This is a genomic window from Kitasatospora aureofaciens, assembly GCF_019192735.1.
In the GTDB taxonomy this organism is placed as follows: Bacteria; Actinomycetota; Actinomycetes; order Streptomycetales; family Streptomycetaceae; genus Kitasatospora; species Kitasatospora aureofaciens_A.
Genome location: NZ_JAHTKP010000065.1, coordinates 13,323 through 35,185, shown reverse-complemented (window position 1 = coordinate 35,185; position 21,863 = coordinate 13,323). Strand labels below are relative to the sequence as shown.

The window sequence follows — 21,863 nt, the reverse complement described above, 5'->3', positions numbered from 1 at the left end:
CCAGGGACAACGCTGATGTCGGCCCCGCGCTCGCGGGGGTTGCTACTGACTCGTCCAGCTACAGGCGATCATGTGACTGCCCGGTGTCCGGGTCGTGGTGCGGGCATCGGGCGGGGCGGAGCACCATCTGGGGCCGCCGCCAGGTCACCACCGACCCGCTGCCTCGGTCCCTGCTATCGCATGGCTGACGTGCATCACCGAAGTACAGCCCGGCAGCTTGGACTTCGGCCTCACGGACTGACAGACCGGCCCGTCCAACAGGCGCCCCTGACATCGTCCCCTGCGAGGGACCTCACGAAGGCCTGGGCGCTCGCCGGTCTTTACGCTGTGCAAGCTCCTCGTCGTCGACAAGGGTGATCATTGGCTGGTCCGGCACGCACAGCATGGTGACGATGAAGCGGCTCCAGGAGTCGGTGCGGTTGTTGCCGTCCTGGTAGTGGATGACGTCGCCGCCCGGTTCCCAGAAGGTCTCCCCTGCCCGGATCACGCGTTCCGGCTCGCCTTCGAGCTCGAAGCGCATCTCTCCTTCGAGCATGTATCCAAAGGCCGGTCCGGGGTGACGGTGGGGAGGGGTGCCGGGGTCGCCGGGAGGAAACTCCACGTGAACGGTCATGACCTCGGCTCCCTCGGGGATGTGCGGCGGCTTCACCGTCTGGAGCACGGTGAGGGCCGTTTTCCATGCATCGGAGCGCGGCTGCTGTCCGGCGCCGCCGGACGACTCGCTGTGCGACATGGCGTTCCTCCTCTTGAGGCAATCAGAGTGGGAGCGACGCGCGCATCGCCCTGGACTGGCTCAGCAAGTCGAGTGCTGGAGGGGGGACCGTTCAGGAGAGCCAGTCGGTGTAGTGGGTGGGGGCGATGCGGGCGTCGTTCGGGGCGGTGAGGACGTCGCCGTGGGCGGCGGCGAACATGCCGGCGCTGTCGTCGGTGACGACAGAGCGCCCGTCGCCCTTGGCGGTCAGGGTGAGTCGGCCGAGTTCGTCGAGGCGGTAGACGTCGGGACCTGCGATGTTGACGACGCCGTTCAGAGGGCTGCCTGCGGCGACTTCGGCGACGATGCTGGAGACATCCGCAGCGGCGATCGGCTGGATTGGCGTGCGTGGCAGGCGGACGGTGTCACCGTCGGCGGTCATGGACAGGGTCGCGTCCATGAACTCCATGAACTGCGTGGCGCGGACGATGGAATACGGGATCGGCCCGGCCTTGAGGATGTTTTCCTGAAGCACCTTCGCCCGGTAGTAGTCCAGATCGGGCACTTGGTCAGCGCCGACGATCGAGAGGATGACGAAGTGTCTGACCCCGCCCTTCTCGCTCGCGGCAAGAAGGTTGTCCATCGAGGTCTGGAAGAAGGCGGGCGAGGCGTCGTCGAAGGTCGGGGAATTCGTCAGGTTGATGACGACGTCGGCGCCCGCCACGGCCGCCTCCAGCCCCTGGCCAGTGATGATGTCCACGCCCGTGGACAGGGAGTGCGGTACGGCTTGGTGCCCGGCCACGTTCAGGTTCTCCACGACCCGTGACCCGATCAGCCCGGTTCCGCCGATGACTGCGAACTTCATGACATACGCCTTTCTTCGACGATATTGCCCGATATGCGGCTTACGCGGCCTTGACTTCACCCTACGGCCACCAAAACTCGGACACTCGCCAACGACGTTAAGCCGAATGGGTGACGACCTCCGCCGCCTCAAGCCTTCAAGATCGCCCGTGGCGGCTTTTAGTGAGTGTTTTGTGATGCTTATCGGGTTTCAGTTTGAGTTGGCGTCCGATTGGGGCAGGGTGAACAGGCCGGGCCCGGGTTCGCTGAGTAGGCCGCGGCTGACCAGGCGTTTCAGCTTGGCTCGGGTGGCTTCGGTGTGTCGTGGCTGTGTGCCGGTGCCAAGTGCCTCGCAGATGTCTTTGGCGCGGAGCCCTTGGTCGACTTGCCCGATGGCGGCGAGGATCTCGTGGTAGCCGGGTGGGAGCGGTGCAGGTGGCGGGAGACCGTCCTCGGTGGCCAGTTCCAGCACCGTCGCGCGGGTGATCTCCAGCCGCTCCAAGGTCTGCTCGGCAGCGCAAGGTGCCGACCGCCGGAATGCGCCGGTTCTGGGACCAGATGGGCGAACGGGCGCGGGATGCAAAGCCCGACGGCGCGGACACCGCCCGCAGACGCGTCCGCGGCTGACGATTGTTCGAGTGATCAAACGTCAGGTGTGCGGAGTACCGCCATCCACGGATTTCGACGGCTCACCCGCCCCCTTGGGCGACCCCACCGACCACTTCTCCCCGTCCACCAGCAGGCCTAAGAACGCCGCCGCGAACACGGACAACGTCGGCGCCGCCGCCGGATGCCCCGCGAAGCCGGTCAATGCTGCACTGGCGATGGCGCCAGTGCCGGTCGCAACGAGCAGGACCCACCAGCACCGTTTCTGCGCCTTCCCCTGCGGGTTCGCCAGGACGGCGATGACCAGACTCACGATCCCGGACAGGCCGAGCTTGCTCAGGTCCGGAGGGCTGCTGTTCGACAGCTCAACGGAAAGGAAGACGAAGAGGAGCGCAAGTCCGCCCATAGCGAGACCCGTGACCAGACCCTCGCGGATGTCCAGGGTCCGTGCGGTCTTGGTGAGGGCCGGGTCGGGGTTCATGAGGGGACTGTAGGTCCCGTTCGGGAGCGGGCCGGGGTGGTGGTGCAGCGCGTTGACAGTTGCCACCTGAGCGAAGGATTCCGTCGCAGCCGGTTCCTCAGGCGTGGGGCCGGCAGACCGTGAGGTAGATCGTTGCTGCGCGCCGTGATCGCATCCTGCTGCTGCGCGACAAGCTCGAGCACGGCGCCGTCACAAGCGCAGCCCTCACCCCGGCCGGGGCCGTCGACCTGGTGCGCTCCGCTTTCGACGCTGCGGCCCTGCTCTTCGCTCCACCGTCCGCGACGGAAACAACGACCGTCGACACGGGCGGAGCACACCCTGAGGACCGGCTCTCCCGGCTGTGCGAGGAACATCGGCGCGCACCGTATCCCGCAAGGTTCCGCGGCGTGGACATCGAGGGCGTGGAGCTGATCCTCCTCGACGCCGATGTCGCCGCCCTCGTCCAGAGGGAACTGGACCGCGGACTCGACAGCGGCGGCTCCGCCCCCTGCCGTCCACTGAACGGTGGACCCAAGGTTCAACCGGCCGGGCGTGTCAAGCTCCGCCCCCGGCCGACCAAGATCTCGGGTATGAGTCAACTCCCTGTGCGGATAGCCCGATGGAGCGCCCGGCACGCATGGCGCGCGATCGCCGGCTGGTTCGCGTTCGTCATTCTGTGCCTCGGCGTCGGCGGCGCGGTCGGCTCCCACGAAGCCACGACCGAGGACTACCGGGTCGGTGAGGCGGGGCGGGCCGAGGTGATCGCGACCGCGGGCGGCATGCAGCAGCGGCCGACCGAGCAGGTCATCATCCACGCCAGGTCCGGACCGCTGGACACGGCCGCCGCCGCTTCGGCGGCGCAGGAGCTCACCGAGCGGATGCGGAAGCTGCCCGAGGTGGACAGCGTGGCGGCTCCGGTCCGCTCCAAGGACGGCCAGGTCGTCAGGGTCCCGGTGGTCCTGAACGGCCCCGAGCTGGACGGCAAGAAGAACGTCATCCCGCTCCTCGCGCAGACGGCGAAGGTTCGCGACGGCCACCCGGACCTGGTCGTGGAGGAGACCGGCTCCCCCTCGATCAGCAAGGGCGTCAATGACCAGCGAGGGAAGGACCTCACGCTCTCCGAGCGCATCACCCTGCCGGTCACGCTCATCACGCTACTGATCGTCTTCGGATCGGTGGTCATGGCCGGTGTGCCGCTGCTGCTCGCGCTCTCCTCGATCACCGCCGCCCTGGGGCTGTCCATGATCGCTTCCCATGTCCTGCCCGACCCCGGTGTCGGGACCAACATGATCCTGCTCATCGGCCTGGCGGTAGGCGTCGACTACACGCTCTTCTACCTCAAGCGCGAACGCGAGGAACGGGCCCGCGCCGGGGGGCGGCTCAGTTCCGAGGCCCTGGTGGAGCTGGCGGCGGCGACCGCGGGCCGGGCCATCGTGGTCTCCGGTCTCGCCGTGATCGTCTCCACCGCGACCTTGTATCTGGCCACGGACGTCATCTTCTCCTCGCTCGCGACGGGCACGATCCTGGTCGTGGCGGTTGCCGTGGTCAGCTCCCTGACCATACTTCCCGCACTCCTGGTGAAGATCGGCCACCGGACCGAGCTCCGTGCAGCCCGCCGCGCGGCCCGCGGCAAGCCGGTCCGTACGAAGCGGGCCGAGGCCGAGACGGGCCGGGTGCTCGGCGCCCTGCTGAGGCCCGCGCAGAAGCACCCCGCCCTCACGCTGTGCGTGTCGGTGCTGATCATGCTCGCCCTGGCGACGCCCGCGCTCGGCCTGAAGCTCGTCGACCCGGGCAAGGACACCTTCTCCCGCGACATCCCGGCCATGCAGGTCTACGACCGGCTGACCACGGCCTTCCCGGAGCTCCTGGTCAAGCACGTGGTTGTCGCCCGCTCCACTCCGGACCGAGCAGCTCAGGTGCAGCATGCTCTGGCGGACCTCGGCCGACGGGCGCAGGCCGATCCGCTGTTCGCCAGGGACGCCGAGCCGACGGTGCGTACGTCGGCCGACGGCCGGGTCAGCGTGCTCGAGCTGGCCGTCCCGTTCCCCGCCCCCTCCGCCGAGGCGATCGAGTCACTCGACCACATCCGTAAGGACTATCTGTCCGCCACGGTCGGCAGGCTGTCCGGTGTGGAGACGGGGGTGAGCGGTGACGTGGCCCGAGGCCGCGACTACGTGGATCACGAGAACAGCAAGCTGCCGCTGGTCATCGGGTTCCTGCTGCTGGCGACCTTCGTGATGACCGTGTGCGCGTTCCGCTCGGTGGTCATCGGCCTGATCGGTGTGGCACTCAATCTGCTGTCCGCCGGGGCCTCGCTCGGCCTGCTGGCCGTGTTCTTCCAGGGGACGTGGGCAGAGGACCTACTGGCCTTCCACTCCCTCGGTGCCATCGCGTCCCGGGTACCGTTGTTCCTCTTCGTGATCCTCTTCGGCCTGTCGATGGACTATCAGGTGTTCGTGGTCAGCCGGATACAGGAGGCCATGCGGAACGGGATGTCGGCTCGCGAAGCGGTACTGGACGGCATCAGCCGGTCGGCCAAGGTGGTGACCAGCGCGGCGATCGTGATGGTGACGGTGTTCGGCGCCTTCGTCGCCCTGCACCTCACCGAGATGAAGCAGATGGGCTTCTGCCTGGCGGTGGCCGTGCTGCTGGACGCCGTGGTCATCCGGCTCATGGTCCTGCCCTCGCTCCTGCTGCTCCTCGGCGAGCGGGCGTGGTGGCCGGTCCGTCCGGCGCGACGGGCGCATGCCGCCGGCCCTGCGGCCGGACTGCTGCAGAACGTAGGCTGACGATCATGATTCAACGGCCGCAGCCGGGCGACCGGTTCCGCATACGGATCCTTCGCCGGTGGTACGCAGTTTCCTGGGTGCTCCTGGGCGTGTGTCCCCCGGTCATCTCCGTGCTGAACCACGGCGGGACGACGAAGTACTGGTCGTTGGCGCTGCTGGCCGTGATCGCCCTCTGCTACGCGACCGTGGTGGCCTTCCCCCGCAGTCCTGTGCTGCGCCCCCACACCTTCCTGGGCGTGCTCGTCCTCGGTCTGGGCGCACTGTCCCTCCTGCGTGGCGACGGCGCGGCGTTGTTCATCGTGTCGCTCCCTCACTTCTGGCTCTTCGCCAGGAGCCCGCGGCACTCGATCGCCTTCAGCGGCGCCGCCGCCACGGCCACCGTTGTCGGCATCATCCGCCATCAGAGCCGGCACGTGGAGGACTTCTCCACCGGCAACATCGTCTTCACCCTCATCGGCTACACGGCGAGCGTGCTGCTCGGACTGGGGGTGGTCCGAATCGTCGAGCAGAGCGACGAGCGCGCCCGCCGCCTGGCCTCCGAGTTGGAGAGCGCCCAACTGCGCCTGGCCGAGGCGCACAAGCTCCAAGGCGCCACCGAGGAGCGCGAGCGGCTCGCGCGGGAGATCCACGACACCCTCGCCCAGGGCTTCGCATCCATCATCGTGCTGGCGGAGGCGGCCCGCTCCAGCCTCGACACCGACCCCGGCAGGAGCGCCCGGCAACTGCTCTCGATCGAGAACACCGCACGCGAGAACTTCGCCGAGGCGCGGGTACTCGTCGGCTCCGCCCCGCAGAGCGGTCTCGCCCTCGGCTCGGTCGCGGGAACCCTGCGTCGGACCCTGGACCGGTTCACCGAGGACACGGGGCTCACCGTCACCGCGGACCTGCCGGACGTCGAGTGCGACCAGCCGACCCGGATCGCGCTCCTGCGCTGCACCCAGGAGTCCCTGGCCAACGTCCGCAAGCACGCGGCCGCCTCCGCGGTGGAGATCGTCCTCACTCCGTCTCCGTACGGCGTCGAACTGGAAATAACCGACGACGGCAGGGGATTCGTGGTCGAGGACTCCCACGGCTTCGGGCTCAACGGCATGCGCAACCGCCTCGCCGAACTCGGCGGCGAACTCACCGTCACCAGTTCCCTCGGCGACGGCACCCGCGTCCTCGCCGTGATCCCCACGAACAGTCAGGTGTGACGACATGACAGCTCGAACAGAACCGGACGGGCTCCGCATCATCGTGGTTGACGACCACACGGTCATGCGCGCCGGGGTCGTCGCCCTGCTGGCCTCGGAACCCACCATCGACATCGTCGGCGAGGGCGGCGACGGCCGCGCGGCCGTCGAACTCGTCGAGCTCCTGAAGCCGGATGTGGCACTGATCGATCTGCGGATGCCGGTCCTCGACGGGGCGAGTGCCACCGCCGAGATCGTCGCCCGCCACCCGGGGACCCGGGTGCTGATCCTGACCACGTACGACACCGACGCGGAGATCGAGCGCGCCGTCGAGGCCGGCGCGATCGGCTACCTGCTCAAGGACACCACGCGTGACCAGCTCGTCGACGCCATCCGATCCGCGTCCCGCGGCGAGACCGTCCTGGCCCCGAGGGTCGCGGAGCGGCTGGTCGCCCGCATGCGGCAGCCCGCTCCGGTGGCTCTGACCACGCGGGAGGTGGACGTGCTGAGCGCGGTCGCCGACGGGTTGTCCAACGTGGAGATCGGTCGGCGGCTGGTCATTGCGGAGGCCACAGTGAAGACCCATCTGCTGCGGGTTTTCGCCAAGCTCGACGTCAGAGACCGCACCCACGCGGTGGTGGTAGCCCTCGAACGCGGGCTGCTGGACAGGCGTTACTGACTTCGGCGCTTCAGCGTGACGGCGGTGGAAGATCGAGTGTGAGGCCGGTGGCCGCGAGGAAACCGTCGAGGACCTTGGAGCGGTACTGCAGACGCTTGAGCCGGTCGCGCGCGCGAGGGCTTCGAGTCGGTCGAGACAGCTCCGTCGTCGTCGAAGGCGACGTCAACGGAACTTTAAAGACGATCAAGCGGCAGGTTCCCGACGGAGCTTTCCTCGCCCTGCTCGGAGCCCGCATCCTGCTTCAGCCGCAGCTGTCACGGAAGCGCGGTCACAACCCTTCGGATGGCGATTCTGCGCTTCATAGCCGGCCGCCTCACTCACCAACCCCGCGCTGCGGCGAGCAGGTGGGTGAGTGAGGCGGCTCGTGCTGTAAGGGGCGGTCAGGCAGGGGGTCCCCACAGAGTGAGCAGCCCGGCGTATGCGGGCGGGTCCAACGGCATCCCGGTCAGCCTCACATCAGTGATCTTCAGCATGGCGAGGTTGCCTTTCGAGGTGACCGTGCACAGCACGTCGCCCTTCGCCAGGACCTTTTGCTCGATCAGCACTGTGTTGCTGAGTTCTGACGGCAGTGGGGCACTGTCCACCGCCTGACGGCACGCCTCCGGTGACGTCCCCGTGCTCTTGCCGGTCGGAGTGTTGAAGTTCAGGTACTGGAGCAGGTATGACAGCTCGGCGTCGTGGTCGCCGACCTCGCCGCGCGGGGACACCTTTGGCGCATCCATGTCCACGTTGATCAGCTCACCGGTGGTCGGAGGACCGATGAGCAGCGGTCGGTCGGTGAAGATCGCCGTGTAACCCCTCTTCGGAGTCTCCACGGCCGGTCCCGAATCCGCCTTGGACGGGCTGGCGTGGCCCGGCTGCCCGCTCGCCTGGGGGCCGGTCGCGCTCGCGAGCGCACTCGCGCCCTCGCCGGACCGGGGCTTCCCATCGCCGGACAGCGCCCACGCCGTACCGGCCGCGGCGGCCAGAGCGACCGCGAGAGCAATTGCCAGCGGGGCCCGCCGACGCCGCGGAGGTGTTTCGGGCCCCGCGGCAGGGAGTGCGGACGCGCCCGCGGCTTGCGTGGGCGCACTGTGCACGGAATCGCCGTACGGGTCATAGGCGTGCCCCGACGCCTGCGTGGGCACGTACGTGGCCGTCCGCCGACGCCCGGCCTCCGTCCCGCCGGTCGCCTTCGGCTCCGGCTCCGGCCCCGTCAACAGTTGCTCCATGCGGTGTTGCCGTTCGGCGACCGCCTCCGCCAGCGGAGTCGGCAGCCAACCGTCCAGGGCGCGCCACGCGCGTCCGGACGCCTGCTCGCACAGTTCCGCCAGTTCGCCCGGCGTGGGCCGGGCCGCCGGATCCGCGGCAAGAGAGCACTCCAGCAGTGGTCGCAGTCCGTCCGGATAGTCGGACAGGTCCGGCGGCCGCTGCGCGGTGTTGGCGATTTGCGTGGCTATGGTCAGCGCTCCGCCCGACCCATAGGGATGGCGGCCGGTGGCTGTGACGGCAGCGATGAGACCGAGCGAGAACACGTCAGTGGCGGGGGTGAGTTCGTTGCCGATGCCGTGTTCGGGCGACATGAACTGCGGAGTGCCGATGAAGCCGCCGCTTTGCGTCAGCCTGGTGGCCTCGGCGGCGCGCGCGATCCCGAAGTCGATCACCCAGGGCCCGTCCGCACCGAGCAGGATGTTGCCGGGCTTGAGGTCGCGGTGGATGATCCCGGCGGAATGCATGGAGTCCAGTGCTCGTGCAACGCAGCCGACGAGCTGAAGAGTGACGGACAGCGGCAGTGGACCGTGGGCCTCAAGCGCCTCGTCGATGCTGGTCGACAGCACCCGCCCCGCGTAGCCCTCGGCGACCAGGTCGCGCAGGTACCGAAGCGGCGGAGCCGACCGGGCCTGCAGGCCGACGGCCGTCAGCAGCCCCTTGCGGTGCGCGAGGTCGGCCAGTGCCGGTACATGGGCGGTGGCCGCCCAACCGCCGCTGGGCGCTCAGACCTACGACACCGACGCGAATCGGCTCCTGATGAGGGGAAGTAGACGTCATGTGCACCCCATGCGTTCGCGGCTGTCTGCTCTCTCACCTCAAACGGCCAATAGCCATGGATGACACGGTCCGAGCGTCACGTTCAGCTACGTGTCGATTGGTTCGCCGTTCGTCAACGGCACCCCTGGTTGGACCAGGGCTCCGTTGGGGCGCTGAGGCTGTCCGGTGCGCCGGTCCACGGGGACCGGCAGCGGGGCCAAGGGGTGGCGGCGGATGTGCCAGGTCTGGTAGGCGATCAGGACCAGGAGCAGGGTGCTCAGCGCTGCGGTGCCGCCCGCCGTGCCCCAGCCCAGGCCGCCCTGGGCCGCAGGCTTGGTCAGCGCGTCGCCGCCGGCCGCGCCCAGGGGACGAGTGAGGATGAACGCCAGCCAGAACAGCACCATCTGATTGATCGACGTCAGGTAGTACGCGGCCGCGATCAGCACCATGATGCCCACGATGACCAAGAAGGCGTTACGAAAGCCCAGGCCGGTGTCGTCCGAGAGCCAGTCGCCGCTCGAGGTGCCCAGGGTGTTGGAGACCAGGATCGCGATCCAGTACAGGATCTCGCCGGTGCGGCTGGAGATGTTCTCCACGTCGTACGTCTGCCCGGTGCACCACCACACGAGGAAGACCAGCGCCAGCAGGGCGGTAAGGATCACGGCGCCGGAGGCGTAGCCGATGCCGTCGGGGGCGCTGCCGTGGCCGAATCCGCGGTTGAGGAAGTCGGATACCTCGGTGCCGACCATGCTCGTGCCCAGCACCACCGACCAGTACACCGCCGGGTGGAACCGCTTCGCCCGCACCTGGGCCACGATGACGACCAGGAAGAACGCGAGAAAGAGGAACGCGGTGGTGACGTAGCCGAGTTGGAAGCTGATACCGAGCAGGTCCCCGGCGGACTCTCCGAGAGTCACGGCGACCGTTTTGAGCATCCAGAACAGCACCGTCACCTGCGGGAGCTTGCGCAGCACCATGGTCATGCCGTCCAGCGGTGCGTGTGCGCGAGTGTTCGAGGCCATCCCTGTCGTCCGTCCGTCGGCCACCAGCATCGGGCGCGCCATTGTGCAAGCGCCGGTGGGTCCGCCGGGCCGTTGCCGGCCGGTGGTGGCCGATCGCCACTCGAAGGAGCTGCTCGGTTGGCCTGAATGGACCGTCGGCTTCCGGGGCTCATCCGTGCACGCGACTGCGGACATTCACAGCGGGGCTATCCCTGGAGGTAGCGGTGCAGGGAAGCGCCAACTTCTTCACTGCTTCGCCGCCTGGCAGCTGCTGCGGAAGCTGCGAGCCACGGCGGCCAAGTGCCCTCTCGGACACTGCGCCCGGCTACGCGGCTCCCGGCGCCCGCCGGACCCGCCGGTCAGCGCGTAGCGGCGGCACGCGAGCAGTTTCTCGGCGCTGCTGCCGATCTGCGCGCCCAGGATGTGCAGGACCTCCTCGGCGTCCCGCCAGGCGACGTACCCGGGCGCGGCCTGAAGGGCGAGCAGCCCGAGGTCGCGCTGGAAGTGCAGGTGTTCCTGGTGTGCCTTGCGGCCTTGGGCGGCCAGCGCCCGCCACGCCTCGGTCTCTCTCGTACCCGTCCGGGCCCGGCGCGCTCTCCGCCTCGGCCGCCGGCGCGTCCGGCCGCTCGCGCAGGCGTGGGGCGGCGGCCTGCGTGGCGTTCGCGGCCCGGGTGCTCTCGGCACCGCCCTGCACGTGACGGTCGCCGCGCTATGGGGTGGCCCGGTTCTCACTCACCTCCTCCGAGGGCATGTGGGGCCGACACGGGTCCGGGAGCAGGTGATCAGCGTCGCCATCTCTGCGTGACCGGACAGCTACCCAACGCTATGATGTTGATCATGTTCATTCTTGAGCTGACCTACATCGCGCCGCTTGAGCGCATCGAAGCGGCCCACCCTGAGCACGTTGCCTGGCTCGACTCGAACTACGCATCTGGCGTCTTCATCGCATCGGGCCCCAAGGACCCGCGCGATGGTGCGGTCATCGTGGCGGTCGGCGTCGACCGGGCGCAGATCGAGGACATCACCAAGAGCGACCCGTTCTCGGTGGCGGGGCTGGCCGAGTACACCATCACGAATTTCCTCGCGATGAAGACGTCGCCAGCGCTGGAGGAGTACCGGCAGCGACGGCCGGCGTAACGGGACGCTCCAGGTCTCAGCGCCTGCTGTTGCCGGGCGCGAGCAGGCTGGTGACCTCGGCGATCGCCTCCGGGGACGGCTTGAGATACCGGCGGACGTTCTCCGGCTTCTTGTGCCGCGACTTCGCCATGAGCATCGGCAGGCCGGCCCCGGCCTCACCGAGGTGGGTGAGGCCGGAGTGTCGCCATTTCGGGGATCGGCCCGCGCTCGCCCAGGGGCATCGTTCCGGGCCGCCGCAGTGCTTCTACCCGGGGCCACACCTCCTCCTTCCACGCCTCGACCGCCCCGCCGTCGCGCTCCAGCGCACGTCGGGCCGGGACCTGCGCGGACCAGCCGTGCCGGTGCATCAGCTTCCACACGCCCTGCACCGTGTACCCGACATGGAAGAGCCGTCCGATCAACGTGCAAATCCGGCCCAGCGTCCCGCGCTGGTCCTCGCCCCAGCCGTGCACCGGCGGGCCGCGCCCGAGCTCCCGCTCCAGCCGCGCCCACTGTTCCGGGCTCAACCGCTCCACCGCGTGCGGTCCCCGCGAGCGCAACGCCTGTGCGCCGCCCTCCCGCCAGGCCTTGCGCCACTTCTCCACCTGCCGCACGCCGACCCGCAGCTCAGCGGCGACGTCAACGGTCCTCGCACCGCGCGCGAACCGCTCCACCGCGCCCGACCCGACCCGCTCCCGCGCCTGATGACCCTTCGGGGTCACCCACCACCCTGCGCATACCTCATGCGCACTGCATACCGCAGAGATCAAAGAACGTCAGCCCCGCGCGCCACTACGAGTTCAGCCTGAGTAGCGATCCCGAAATGACAGATTCATAATCTGAACTCAGAGTAGTGCGCTGCGGCGAGCGGTCCTGATCACGGACCTCAGTAGGCCGCACGAACGCAGCGCTTACATGATCATACTGAGCGAGTCGGTAAAGGCCTAGAGGGGCCCGACGCCGATGACACTCTGCGCACGGGCCGGTTCCATTGAGAAGGAAGGGTCCGGAGCCTGGGCGCCGACGAGGATGCCGGCACCAGCATCGTTCTTGTCCGGAACGCCCGCCGAGTTCGTCGGGCGCTGAGAGGCGAAAGGTCGCTCATGCCTCAATCCATGCGCGCGCTCGTAGCCGGAAAGGTCGGCGAGCCTACCGATGTCCTGCGGCTGGAATCCCGGCCTGTTCCCACGCCAAAAGCCGGTCAGGCGTTGATCCGCGTGAAGGCGACTCCGATTCACGCCAGTGATCTGCACGTGCTGCGTGGCCGCTACGGTTTCTCCCCCAAGTTTCCCACTGTTGGGGGTCACATGGAATGCGTGGGCCGCATTGAGGCCCTGGGCCCGGATACCGAGGGACCGAAGATCGGCGAGCGCGTGGTGGCCGTTGCAGTCCCGGCGGTGCCGGCGGTACCCGGACCCCATGTGGCTGGCACTTGGCAGGAATACCTTGTTGCCGATACACGAAGGCTCCTGCCGATCCCCGACCATCTGAGCGACTCCAGCGCCTGTCAACTCGCCGTCAACCCGTTGACCGCGCTGCTCCTCGTGACTCGCGAACTCGACGTACAGCCGGGTGAATGGTTGTTGCAGACGGCCGCGGGCTCCACCGTCGGCCGGCTCGTCATTCAGCTGTCCAGGCATCTGGGTATTCGCACGATCAATGTCGTGCGGCGGCGCGATGCCGTTGAGGAGATCAAAGCGCTTGGTGGTGACGAGGTCATTTGCACCGAGGACGAGGACCTGTTGCAGCGTGTGGCTGAGATAGCAGGACCGGCCGGCGCGCGCAAGGCCATCGACTGTGTCGCGGGCCACGTGGGTGCCCAGGTATCCCAGGCATTGGCTCCGGGAGGAGAGCTCGTGGTCTACGGCGCGCTCTCTACCCATCGGCAGGCTGACCCGGCAGCGCTGACGATCCCGCTGCAGGCACGCTCGGTTATCTACGAGACCAAAGCAGTCCGTGGCTTCTGGCTGAACCGCTGGTTCGGCACTGCCTCACCTGAGGATGCGCTGCGCGCGCTGTCCGAGGTTCGCAGTCTCGTCGCTGATGAAGTACTGAGCATCCCCCAAGGCCAGCCGTTCCCGCTCGAACGCTTCACGGAAGCCATCTCGCTCGCCGAAACACCCGCACATGGCACCAAACCACTCTTCGTCTTCGAAGACGGCCGGGACAAAGACGACAGGTAGGAAGCGGCCCTGCCGGTGCTGCTCAGGCTGAACTCGTAGTGGCGGGCGGGGCTGACGTTCCTTGATGCCTGCGGTATGCAGTGCGCATGAGGTATGCGCAGGGTGGTGGGTGACCCCGAAGGGTCATCAGGGGCGGGAGCGGGTCGGGTTGGGCGCGGTGGAGCGGTTCGCGCGCGGTGAGAAGACCGTTGACGTCGCCGCTGAGCTGCGGGTCGGCGTGCGGCAGGTGGAGAAGTGGCGCAAGGCCTGGCGGGAGGGCGGCGCACAGGCGTTGCGCTCGCGGGGACCGCACGCGGTGGAGCGGTTGAGCCCGGAACAGTGGGCGCGGCTGGAGCGGGAGCTCGGGCGCGGCCCGCCGGTGCACGGCTGGGGCGAGGACCAGCGCGGGACGCTGGGCCGGATTTGCACGTTGATCGGACGGCTCTTCCATGTCGGGTACACGGTGCAGGGCGTGTGGAAGCTGATGCACCGGCACGGCTGGTCCGCGCAGGTCCCGGCCCGACGTGCGCTGGAGCGCGACGGCGGGGCGGTCGAGGCGTGGAAGGAGGAGGTGTGGCCCCGGGTAGAGGCACCGCGGCGGCCCGGAACGCTTGGATCTGCTTCGCGGACGAGGCGGGCCAGGGGCTGAGGCCGCCGATCGGGGAGGCATCGAGAGCGGCGGCCAGGGCCTGCTCGAACTGCTCGCGGTCGCCGGGCAGGCCGCCGCGGATGGCCCTGGCATAGCGAGCGTGCCGCCCGGGCCGATAACGGCTGGGTGACGGAACTTCAAAGGGTTGCAAAAATGTGCACGAGGAGAGAATGTGCTTTTCGGACATTCCTTACTGGATCAGCCATATCTGAGGAAGTGTCACGCTGTCGAAAATTGCGGACCTGTCTGTCGGTCGAGTAGATGTTCCCTCCTGACATGCCCGTCGAAAACCTCAGGGGGACCTTCCACATGCGCACCTCGCGCAGACGCGCGCTCTACGCGCCCCTCACCATCGCCGCCGTCGTCCTCGGGGCCACCGCCGTCCCGGCGCAGGCGGACGACCTGAAGCTCACGTTCACGGGGACCTCGAACTCCGCTGTCCAGATCCCCACGAAGCCGGCGCAGCCGGGCCAGTTCGGCCAGAACCTGTTCGTCGAGATCGGCCGGGTCGGCGCGGGCACGGCGCACGACGTCAAGGTCGTGTTCGACACCACCGATCTGACCGGGGTCGCGGACCTGACCGTCCCCGGTTGCTCGACCGCGGGCAAGACCATCTCCTGCGACGAACACGAGCTGAACTTCGACCGGATCAACCTCCTCTACCACCCGTGGCTCAGCGCCGTGCAGGGTGCGGCCCCTGGTAGCCACGGCATCCTGCACCTGAAGCTCACGGCGTCCAACGCGCAGAGCGCGAGCATGGATGTGCGGGTCGACGTCGGCGGGCCCGACTTCAAGGCCAAGCCGCTCGGCGACCAGAACAACGTCAAGCCCGGCACCGTCCTCACGCCGTCCGTGGAGTTCGCCAACGTCGGTGACCTGCCGGCCTCCAAGGTCGTGGTGGCCGTCGACGCCATCTCCGGCATCGAGTTCAAGCAGCGCCCGTCGAACTGTGAGTTCGCTTCCGAGCCGGACGGCAGCTGGGGCGACAAGAACTGGCCCGGTGACACCGTCGCGATCTGCACCGTGGACGCCACGGTCGCGCCCGGTCAGGTGGTCACCCTGGACCCGCTGCAGCTCGGCATCACCAACAGCGCGTGGTACACCTTCGCGGACGTCACCGTGTACCCGACCGAGGACGCCCAGTTCTCCCAAATCCCGGACTGGCGCAGGCGGCTGACCTTCCAGCGCGGCACCGGCCCGGCCCTGGGCGCGAAGCCGGCCAGCGACCCCGGCCTGATCACCGCGCCGAGGAAGAGCTACGACAACCAGGTCGAGCAGAACGTGCTCGCCACGAACACCGCCGACTTCTCGGCGCTGGGCGCCTGGGCGCCGAACGGCGACAAGCAGGGCACGCTGTCGGTCGGCTTCCGCAACAGCGGCCCGGCCTCGATCTTCTACCGCAGCGGCGACGCGGTCGTGACCGTCCAGGCCGAGATCCCCTCCGGCGTCACCGTGACCAAGGTCCCGGACGGCTGCCGGCCCAAGACCTGGGAGAACGGCAAGCAGGTCGCCCACCCGAACAAGTACCTGTGCGAGTCCCCGGTCTTCGTGGCCAGCGGGCTGGAGAAGGTGTTCCAGTTCGGGCTGTCGATCGACGCAGGCACCACCCGGCCGACCGTCCCGGTGACCCTCCAGGACCAGGACAGCCTGTACAACGTCAACTCCACGATCGCCAAGCTGTCGTTCGAGCCGGACCCGTCGCACGAGTCCGTCTCGGTCCCGCTGGGCACCCAGCCGAGCGGTTCGATCCCGAGCTCCACCCCGTCCTCGGGCACCTCGCAGAGCTCGACGCCGAGCACCCGACCGACCTCCGCTCCGCCGATTGCACAGCCCACGGCCACGCCCTCGGCACCGGGCCAGACCCCGAGCGCGACGGCCTCGGCCGCACCGGTCCCCACCGCGAACGCGACCGCCTCGCCCAGCGCCCGCGCGCTGAGCGGCGACCTGGCCCACACCGGCAGCGACGGCACCCTCCTGATCGCCGGCACCGGCGCGGCAGCCATCGCCCTCGGCGGTGTGCTGTTCACGGTCGCACGCCGGCGCAAGACCGCGACCCACCGCTGAACCTCCACGAGGGCGGGGACCACGTACCGGCCCCCGCCCTCGCCCGCGCTCACCGGCTCGACCGCGTACCGACTGCTCGACCCGGCAGCCGTCACCGAGGCGATCGAGGCCTTGCGGGTGACATCCAGCGCATGGCGCACGGAAGTCGTCCAGTGCCCCGCCGGCTCGCTCCAGACGAGACTGCGAGTGGTGGGCAGCAGCCCGGCCGGCGTCTGTGAGCGGACACGCCGAAATGGCTCTGGCGCGAGTTCCGTGAAAGCCGCCGTGGTGATCTTGGCTGCCACTGCGGGCGCAGGCGGGCGACCAGCCGCTCGGCCGGCTGGGTGGTGGGGCTTTCGGCGCTGGGTGGGGTGATGCTGGCGATCGCCGGGCCGGCGAGCGCCTCCACCCACAGCCCTCCGGCCACCTGGGTGGGAGCCCTCAAGGTCGCCCTGGGGGTGCTGCTTGTCCTGAGGGCTTCCCGGCAGTGGCACCGGCGTCCTGCGGACACCTCCCAGGCGCAGCTGCCGGAGTGGATGGCCGCGATCGATCACCTGGCACCGGTGAAGATGTTCGGGCTCGCGGTGGCGCTGGCGGCCGCGAATGTCAAGAATGCGCCGCTGACCATCGCCGCGGGTGCCTCGATCGTGATGGCGGTCCTGTTCTTCGTGCTCGGGTTGAAGCTGTTCGGGGACGGCATCGGGATCCTTACCTCCTCATGACGGTGGCCGCGGGACACTCGTCTCCCTCTCGCGAAGCTGTCGGACCGGGCGGAGAGTGGAAGGAGGGGTTTCAGGGAGGCGTGATGGTTATGGATCGGTATCCGCCCATCGCTGACCACGGGCTTGTCGGCGACCTGCAGACTGCGGCTCTGGTCTCCTCACAGGGGGTTGTCGACTGGTTCGCGGCTCCCCGGTTCGACTCGCCCAGTGTCTTCGCCGCCTTGCTGGGCCATGATCGAGGCGGCTATTTCCTCTTAGCGCCAGAGGACCGGTCCACCGTCTGTAAACAGCTCTACTATCCGGACACCGCGGTGTTGGTGACGCGGTTCATGTCGCCTGAGGGGGTCGGCGAGGTCTTCGACTTCATGCCGCCGGACCGGATGGGAACGCCCTCCGAACGGCACGTTCTGGTCCGCGGGGTGCGGGCCGTACGCGGCACGGTGCGCTTCGCTCTGGAGTGTCGGCCGCGGTTCGACTACGGCCGGGCCACCCACGAGCTCGACCTGCGGGACGGCACCGCCACCTTCCGGGCGCCGGGTTTCACCGCCCATTTGCAGAGCACCTTTCCCCTGCAGGTGGACGGCCGGGACGCCCCCGACATACGGGGTGCGGTCACCCTGAACGCCGGGGAGGTGGCCGCCGCCGTCTTCACCGTCGACGGACCGGACGGGGAACTGCCGCCGCCCCCGACCCCGGACAGCGTGGCCGAACTGCTGTGGGAGACCGTGGACTTCTGGCAACGATGGGTACGCGGTTCCCGGTATCGCGGCCGGTGGCCGGGCATGGTGAACCGCTCCGCCATCACCCTCAAACTGCTCACCTACGCTCCTACGGGTGCCCCCATTGCCGCGGCCACCATGGGTCTGCCCGAGCAGGTCGGCGGTGAGCGGAACTGGGACTACCGGTACACCTGGGTCCGCGACGGCTCACTGTCCGTACGAGCACTGCTGGACCTCGGGTTCACCGACGAGGCGGCGCAGTTCACCCGCTGGCTGGGAGACCGCCTACGGAGCCATGAGGGCGCCGGCGGGGAACCACTCCAGATCATGTACCGGGTCGATGGGGACCCCGAGCTGACAGAGGAGATCCTCGAACATCTGGAGGGCTACCGCGGCTCGTATCCGGTGCGGGCCGGGAACGCCGCCGCCGATCAGCTGCAGCTCGACATCTACGGCGAGGCGCTGTACGCCCTGGCGGAGGGCCGCGAGGTCGGCATGCGGGCCGGCTACCACGGCTGGAAGAACCTCGCCCGGACGCTGGACTGGCTCGCCGACTCCTGGGACCGCCCAGACGAGGGTGTCTGGGAGACCCGCGGCGGACGTAATGACTTCACCTTCAGCCGGGTGATGTCCTGGGTGGCCTTCGACCGTGGCCTGCGCCTGGCAGCCGAGTTCAGCCGTCCTGCCGACACCGTCCGCTGGACCGCCGCTCGCGATGCCATCCTCGAACAGGTGATGGAGCGCGGCTGGAACGAGAAGGAGCAGGCCCTTGTCCAGTACTACGGAGGCGATGTCCTCGACGCCTCGCTGCTGCTGATCCCCCGGGTCGGGTTCCTGGCCCCCCGGACGGAGAGCTGGCTGTCGACGCTGGACGCGATGGAGCGCACCCTCGTCTCCGACAGCCTCGTCTACCGCTACGACCCTGAGGCTTCTCCCGACGGTCTGCGTGGCTCGGAGGGCACCTTCAGCCTCTGCACCTTCCTATACGTGGACGCCCTCGCCCGCGCCGGGCGCCTCCGCCCGGCGCGCTATGCCTTCGAGAAGATGCAGACGTATGCCAACCACGTCGGCCTTTTCGCCGAGGAGATCGGCCCCAGCGGCGAGCAGTTGGGCAACTTCCCGCAGGCGTTCACCCATCTGTCGCTGATCATGGCGGCCACCACCCTCGACGACGCCCTCGACCGGCAGCGCGACTACTGACCGGAAGTCCCGTGCGCCTCGGCCCGCCGCTCATGTGCGGCGGGCCGAGGCATGGTGGGGCTGGACCGGGCTACTGCCTGAGGCCGTCGAAGGCGATGCCCAGGTGCTGGGGGCCCCTGAGGACCGCGTTGTGGCGGTACGGGGGCGGGTCCTCGACCAGGCGGGGGTTGTCGAGTCGGCGGACGAGTTCGGTCAGGGCGAGCTGGGCCTCCAGCCGGGCGAGGGGAGAGCCGAAGCAGTTGTGCACGCCACTGCTGAAGCCGAGGTGTTGGTTGTCGGGACGGTCGGGGATGAAGCGGTCGGGGTCGAGGAACCTCTGGGGGTCCCGGTTGCCGGAGGCGAGCACGAGCCAGAGGGGAGCACCCTTGGGGATGGTGGTCCCGGCGATGTCGATGTCGGCCAGCGTGGTTTTCTGGGGCAGCAGTTGCACGGGCGGCTCGTAGCGCAGCAGTTCCTCCACCAGCGGGACGACCAGGTCGGGGTCGTCACGCAGCCGCTGGAGGACGTCGGGGTTGCGCAGCAGGGTGAGCATCCCGTTGGTGATGAGGTTGACCGTGGTCTCGTGGCCGGCGATCAGCAGCAGGATCGAGGTGCTGACCATTTCGACCGGTGACATCTGGCCGTCCGGTCCGTAGCCGGCGGCCATCGCGGAGAGCATGTCGTCGCGGGGTGAGCGGCGACGCTCCTCGATCAGGCCGGCGAGGTAGGAGGCGAGGTCGGTCCGGGCCTGGCGGAAGACCTGCAGCTGCGCTTCGCGCTCATCGGCCGTGCCGTGGGCGGGGTCGATGCTGGCGGCGATCGTGTCGGCCCAGCCGTGGAAGCGTGCCTCGTCCTCCCGGGGGATCCCGAGCAGCCTGCAGATCACCGTGACGGGGAAGGGGTAGGAGAAGTCGTCCACGAGGTCGACCTGTCCCCGGTCCCGGAAGCCGTCGATGAGGCCGGACACGATCTCGCCGAGTTCGCCGCGCATCTCGTACACCCGTCGAGGGGTGTGCGGTGGCCCGAAGGGCCGCATCGCCAGTCGGCGCAGCCTGTCGTGCTCGGGGGGGTCGAGCTTGATGAAAGGGGGCGGCAGGTTCGGGTCCTCCTCCTGGCTGATGGTCCTGGCTGCCTCAGGGCTCAGATTGCGGGTGTCGGAGCTGACTCGCGGGTCGTGGAGCAGGCTGTGGATCTCCCAGTACGTGCTGACCAGGTAGGGGCCGTCCTCGTCCCGCACCACCGGGGTCTTGCGGAGCTCGGCGTACAGGGGGTACGGGTCGGCGCGGTTGGCGTAGTCGGTGATCTGGCGCAGGAGTGCGACCGACGTCATGGCGTGGGTCCTTCCAAGTCAGGCGTGGAGGGGGGTGAACGAGATACGCCGGTCGGACGGCGAGTGGCCGCTGAGGGTGACGGTGGGGCCGTGGCTGGGCAGGGAGGGGTCGGGGAAATCGGCCGGTACCGGCCGCATCCCCTCGGGGCGCCGGTCGACGGTGGTGAACTCGGGAGGGAACGGCGCGGCCTGTTCGATCTGCCGCTGGTAGAACTCCAGCCATTTCGCCTGGTCAAAGGTGACAGCGGCGATGATGCGGCCCTGGTAGCCATAGGCCGCGGTGAAGCAGCGCTCGTCGAGGGACCCCTGGGTGACAATGATCTCGTCAGCCATGGGCGGCACACCGACGGACTTGATGTTGACGCCGAACTGGGCGGACCAGAAGGACGGCGTCCAGACGTGCGGGCGGCGCTCCGTGCTGGAGCTGACCATGTTGTGGGCCGCGACCTCGGCCTGCGCGATCGCGTTGCCCCAGTGCTCCAGGGAGAGGAACTGGTAACCGAAGAGCGGGTGGGGGGAGCGGGCGACGTCCCCGGCGACGAAGACGTCGTCAGTGACGATGCCCCGCACGTCGAACGCCCGGCAGCCCGCGTCACAGGCGATCCCGCGCGGGCCGGCACCGAGACCGGATGACGCGAGCCATTCGGTGTTGCGTGTCGCTCCCAGGCCGACGACCGCCACTTCCACCTCGACCGTGCTGCCGTCCGACAGATGCGCACACCGCAGGCGTCCCGCGGAGTCCCCCTCCAGCCCGGTCACCATGACGCCGCACCGCAGGTCGACACCGTGCTCGCGCTGCAGCTTCGCGGCCACCTCGCCGACGACGCCGCCGAGTGCGCCCACCAGGGGAGCCGAACCGCGTTCGACGACGGTGACGTCCAGTCCGCGCTCACGGCAGGCGGAGGCGATCTCGGAGCCGGTGAATCCGGCCCCGATGACCAGGACCCGGCTCGGGCCCGCGTTCAGCCGACGATGCAGCTGGGCGGCGTCGTCGCTGGTGCGCAGCACGAAGACCCCGTCCAGGTCGGCCTCCAGCTCGTGCGGCCAGGGGCGGGCGCGGACGCCGGTCGTGATCAGCAGCCGGTCGTACTCCAGCGAGTCGCCGTCGGCGAGGTGCACCCGCTTGGCTGCCAGGTCCAGCCCGGTGGCCGCGACGCCGAGCCGCCACCGCGCGTCCAGCGCCCGGCGCCGGGGCAGCCCCGTATGGTCGGCGGGCACTCTGCCGAGCAGGACCTGCTTGGACAGCGGCGGCCGGTCGTACGGATCGTGCGGCTCGTCACCGACCAAGGTGAGGGTGCCGGTGAAGCCTTCGTCGCGGAGCGTCTCGGCGGCCCGCAGGCCCGCCAGGGAGGCTCCCACGATGACGATGTGTCCCTCCCGCCTGAGCTTCTCCAGTGAACCGTCAACCGACACGGGAGGCACCTGCCCTCTCCGCGATCAGCGCCCCGTCCGTGCCTTCCACGGTGATGGCCTTGACCGGACAGGCCTGCGCTGCCCGCAGGACGTGCTCCCGCTGCGCGTCGTCGGGTTGCGGGTCGTACATCAACGCCTCGTCACCGTGCATGGTGAACGCCTCCGGGGCCAGAAAGGCACACTGCGCGTACCCCTGGCACCGGTTGAGATCAACGACAAGCCTCATCAGGTCTCCGCTTCTTCAGCGTCATGACGCTGCCACTGATCCGCCCCCGGCCTTCG

At 69.0% G+C, this 21,863-nt stretch carries 18 protein-coding genes and 3 pseudogenes; 9 read left to right on the top strand and 12 right to left on the bottom strand.

Features of this window, described 5'->3' with window-relative positions; genetic code table 11:
- Nucleotides 1-292: 292 nt before the first annotated feature.
- From KV557_RS35160 to KV557_RS35145, 4 genes are all read right to left on the bottom strand, one after another.
- Nucleotides 293-733 (bottom strand): cupin domain-containing protein, encoded by a 441-nt coding sequence (locus tag KV557_RS35160; RefSeq protein ID WP_218205647.1) that lies wholly within the window; start codon nt 731-733, stop codon nt 293-295.
- A gap of 91 nt (nt 734-824) precedes the next feature.
- Complete coding sequence (locus tag KV557_RS35155; protein ID WP_218205646.1) at nt 825-1,556, bottom strand: SDR family oxidoreductase; 732 nt, start codon at nt 1,554-1,556, stop codon at nt 825-827.
- A 189-nt stretch (nt 1,557-1,745) separates the two neighbouring features.
- Entirely contained in the window at nt 1,746-2,036 is a 291-nt protein-coding gene (locus KV557_RS35150; protein WP_218205645.1) for a hypothetical protein, read from the bottom strand.
- A 147-nt stretch (nt 2,037-2,183) separates the two neighbouring features.
- Entirely contained in the window at nt 2,184-2,621 is a 438-nt protein-coding gene (locus KV557_RS35145; RefSeq protein WP_218205644.1) for a hypothetical protein, read from the bottom strand.
- Nucleotides 2,622-3,190: 569 nt separating this feature from the next.
- Here KV557_RS35145 and KV557_RS35140 point away from each other — a divergent pair.
- From KV557_RS35140 to KV557_RS35130, 3 genes are read left to right on the top strand one after another with little or no spacing between them, the layout of a single operon-like run.
- Nucleotides 3,191-5,389, top strand: coding sequence for an MMPL family transporter (locus KV557_RS35140; RefSeq protein ID WP_218205658.1), 2,199 nt, complete (start codon nt 3,191-3,193; stop codon nt 5,387-5,389).
- A 5-nt stretch (nt 5,390-5,394) separates the two neighbouring features.
- On the top strand, nt 5,395-6,582 hold the full coding sequence (locus KV557_RS35135) for a sensor histidine kinase (RefSeq protein ID WP_218205643.1): 1,188 nt from the start codon (nt 5,395-5,397) through the stop codon (nt 6,580-6,582).
- A 4-nt stretch (nt 6,583-6,586) separates the two neighbouring features.
- Nucleotides 6,587-7,240 (top strand): response regulator, encoded by a 654-nt coding sequence (locus KV557_RS35130; RefSeq protein WP_218205642.1) that lies wholly within the window; start codon nt 6,587-6,589, stop codon nt 7,238-7,240.
- Nucleotides 7,241-7,250: 10 nt separating this feature from the next.
- On the opposite strand, the pseudogene KV557_RS45155 reads toward KV557_RS35130, so the two are convergent.
- The 4 genes and pseudogenes from KV557_RS45155 to KV557_RS35115 all read right to left on the bottom strand — a co-directional run.
- Nucleotides 7,251-7,375 (bottom strand): annotated as a pseudogene (locus KV557_RS45155) (IS630 family transposase); the annotation flags it as partial.
- A 245-nt stretch (nt 7,376-7,620) separates the two neighbouring features.
- Nucleotides 7,621-9,126 (bottom strand): protein kinase domain-containing protein, encoded by a 1,506-nt coding sequence (locus tag KV557_RS35125; protein WP_256178421.1) that lies wholly within the window; start codon nt 9,124-9,126, stop codon nt 7,621-7,623.
- 228 nt (nt 9,127-9,354) lie between these two features.
- A complete protein-coding gene (locus KV557_RS35120; RefSeq protein WP_218205641.1) occupies nt 9,355-10,269 on the bottom strand; it encodes a COG4705 family protein in 915 nt (304 codons plus the stop codon).
- 225 nt (nt 10,270-10,494) lie between these two features.
- Nucleotides 10,495-10,932, bottom strand: coding sequence for a hypothetical protein (locus KV557_RS35115; protein WP_218205640.1), 438 nt, complete (start codon nt 10,930-10,932; stop codon nt 10,495-10,497).
- 153 nt (nt 10,933-11,085) lie between these two features.
- Between KV557_RS35115 and KV557_RS35110 the strand changes: the two genes are divergently transcribed.
- Nucleotides 11,086-11,385 carry a YciI family protein gene (locus KV557_RS35110; RefSeq protein WP_218205639.1) on the top strand — a complete coding sequence of 100 codons (300 nt, stop codon included), beginning with the start codon at nt 11,086-11,088 and terminating at the stop codon, nt 11,383-11,385.
- A gap of 230 nt (nt 11,386-11,615) precedes the next feature.
- On the opposite strand, the pseudogene KV557_RS35105 reads toward KV557_RS35110, so the two are convergent.
- Nucleotides 11,616-12,109, bottom strand: a pseudogene (locus KV557_RS35105) (winged helix-turn-helix domain-containing protein); the annotation flags it as partial.
- Nucleotides 12,110-12,479: 370 nt separating this feature from the next.
- Between KV557_RS35105 and KV557_RS35100 the strand changes: the two are divergent.
- The 5 genes and pseudogenes from KV557_RS35100 (at nt 12,480) to KV557_RS35080 (ending at nt 18,859) form a co-directional block, all read left to right on the top strand.
- On the top strand, nt 12,480-13,547 hold the full coding sequence (locus KV557_RS35100) for a zinc-dependent alcohol dehydrogenase family protein (RefSeq protein ID WP_218205638.1): 1,068 nt from the start codon (nt 12,480-12,482) through the stop codon (nt 13,545-13,547).
- A gap of 86 nt (nt 13,548-13,633) precedes the next feature.
- Nucleotides 13,634-14,183: pseudogene (locus KV557_RS35095) on the top strand (winged helix-turn-helix domain-containing protein); the annotation flags it as partial.
- Between the two features lie 268 nt (nt 14,184-14,451).
- On the top strand, nt 14,452-16,239 hold the full coding sequence (locus KV557_RS35090; RefSeq protein ID WP_218205637.1) for a hypothetical protein: 1,788 nt from the start codon (nt 14,452-14,454) through the stop codon (nt 16,237-16,239).
- A 323-nt stretch (nt 16,240-16,562) separates the two neighbouring features.
- Nucleotides 16,563-16,940 (top strand): GAP family protein, encoded by a 378-nt coding sequence (locus KV557_RS35085; RefSeq protein WP_374106712.1) that lies wholly within the window; start codon nt 16,563-16,565, stop codon nt 16,938-16,940.
- 89 nt (nt 16,941-17,029) lie between these two features.
- On the top strand, nt 17,030-18,859 hold the full coding sequence (locus KV557_RS35080; protein WP_218205636.1) for a glycoside hydrolase family 15 protein: 1,830 nt from the start codon (nt 17,030-17,032) through the stop codon (nt 18,857-18,859).
- Nucleotides 18,860-18,929: 70 nt separating this feature from the next.
- Here KV557_RS35080 and KV557_RS35075 read toward each other — a convergent pair whose 3' ends face one another.
- Genes KV557_RS35075 through KV557_RS35065 form a run of 3 tightly spaced genes read right to left on the bottom strand, consistent with a single transcriptional unit; the run spans nt 18,930 to nt 21,807 of the window.
- Complete coding sequence (locus KV557_RS35075) at nt 18,930-20,168, bottom strand: cytochrome P450 (protein ID WP_218205635.1); 1,239 nt, start codon at nt 20,166-20,168, stop codon at nt 18,930-18,932.
- A gap of 18 nt (nt 20,169-20,186) precedes the next feature.
- On the bottom strand, nt 20,187-21,581 hold the full coding sequence (locus KV557_RS35070) for an NAD(P)/FAD-dependent oxidoreductase (RefSeq protein ID WP_218205634.1): 1,395 nt from the start codon (nt 21,579-21,581) through the stop codon (nt 20,187-20,189).
- On the bottom strand, nt 21,571-21,807 hold the full coding sequence (locus KV557_RS35065; protein ID WP_218205633.1) for a ferredoxin: 237 nt from the start codon (nt 21,805-21,807) through the stop codon (nt 21,571-21,573). Before KV557_RS35065 ends, KV557_RS35070 begins: the two co-directional genes overlap by 11 nt.
- Nucleotides 21,808-21,863 lie beyond the last annotated feature (56 nt).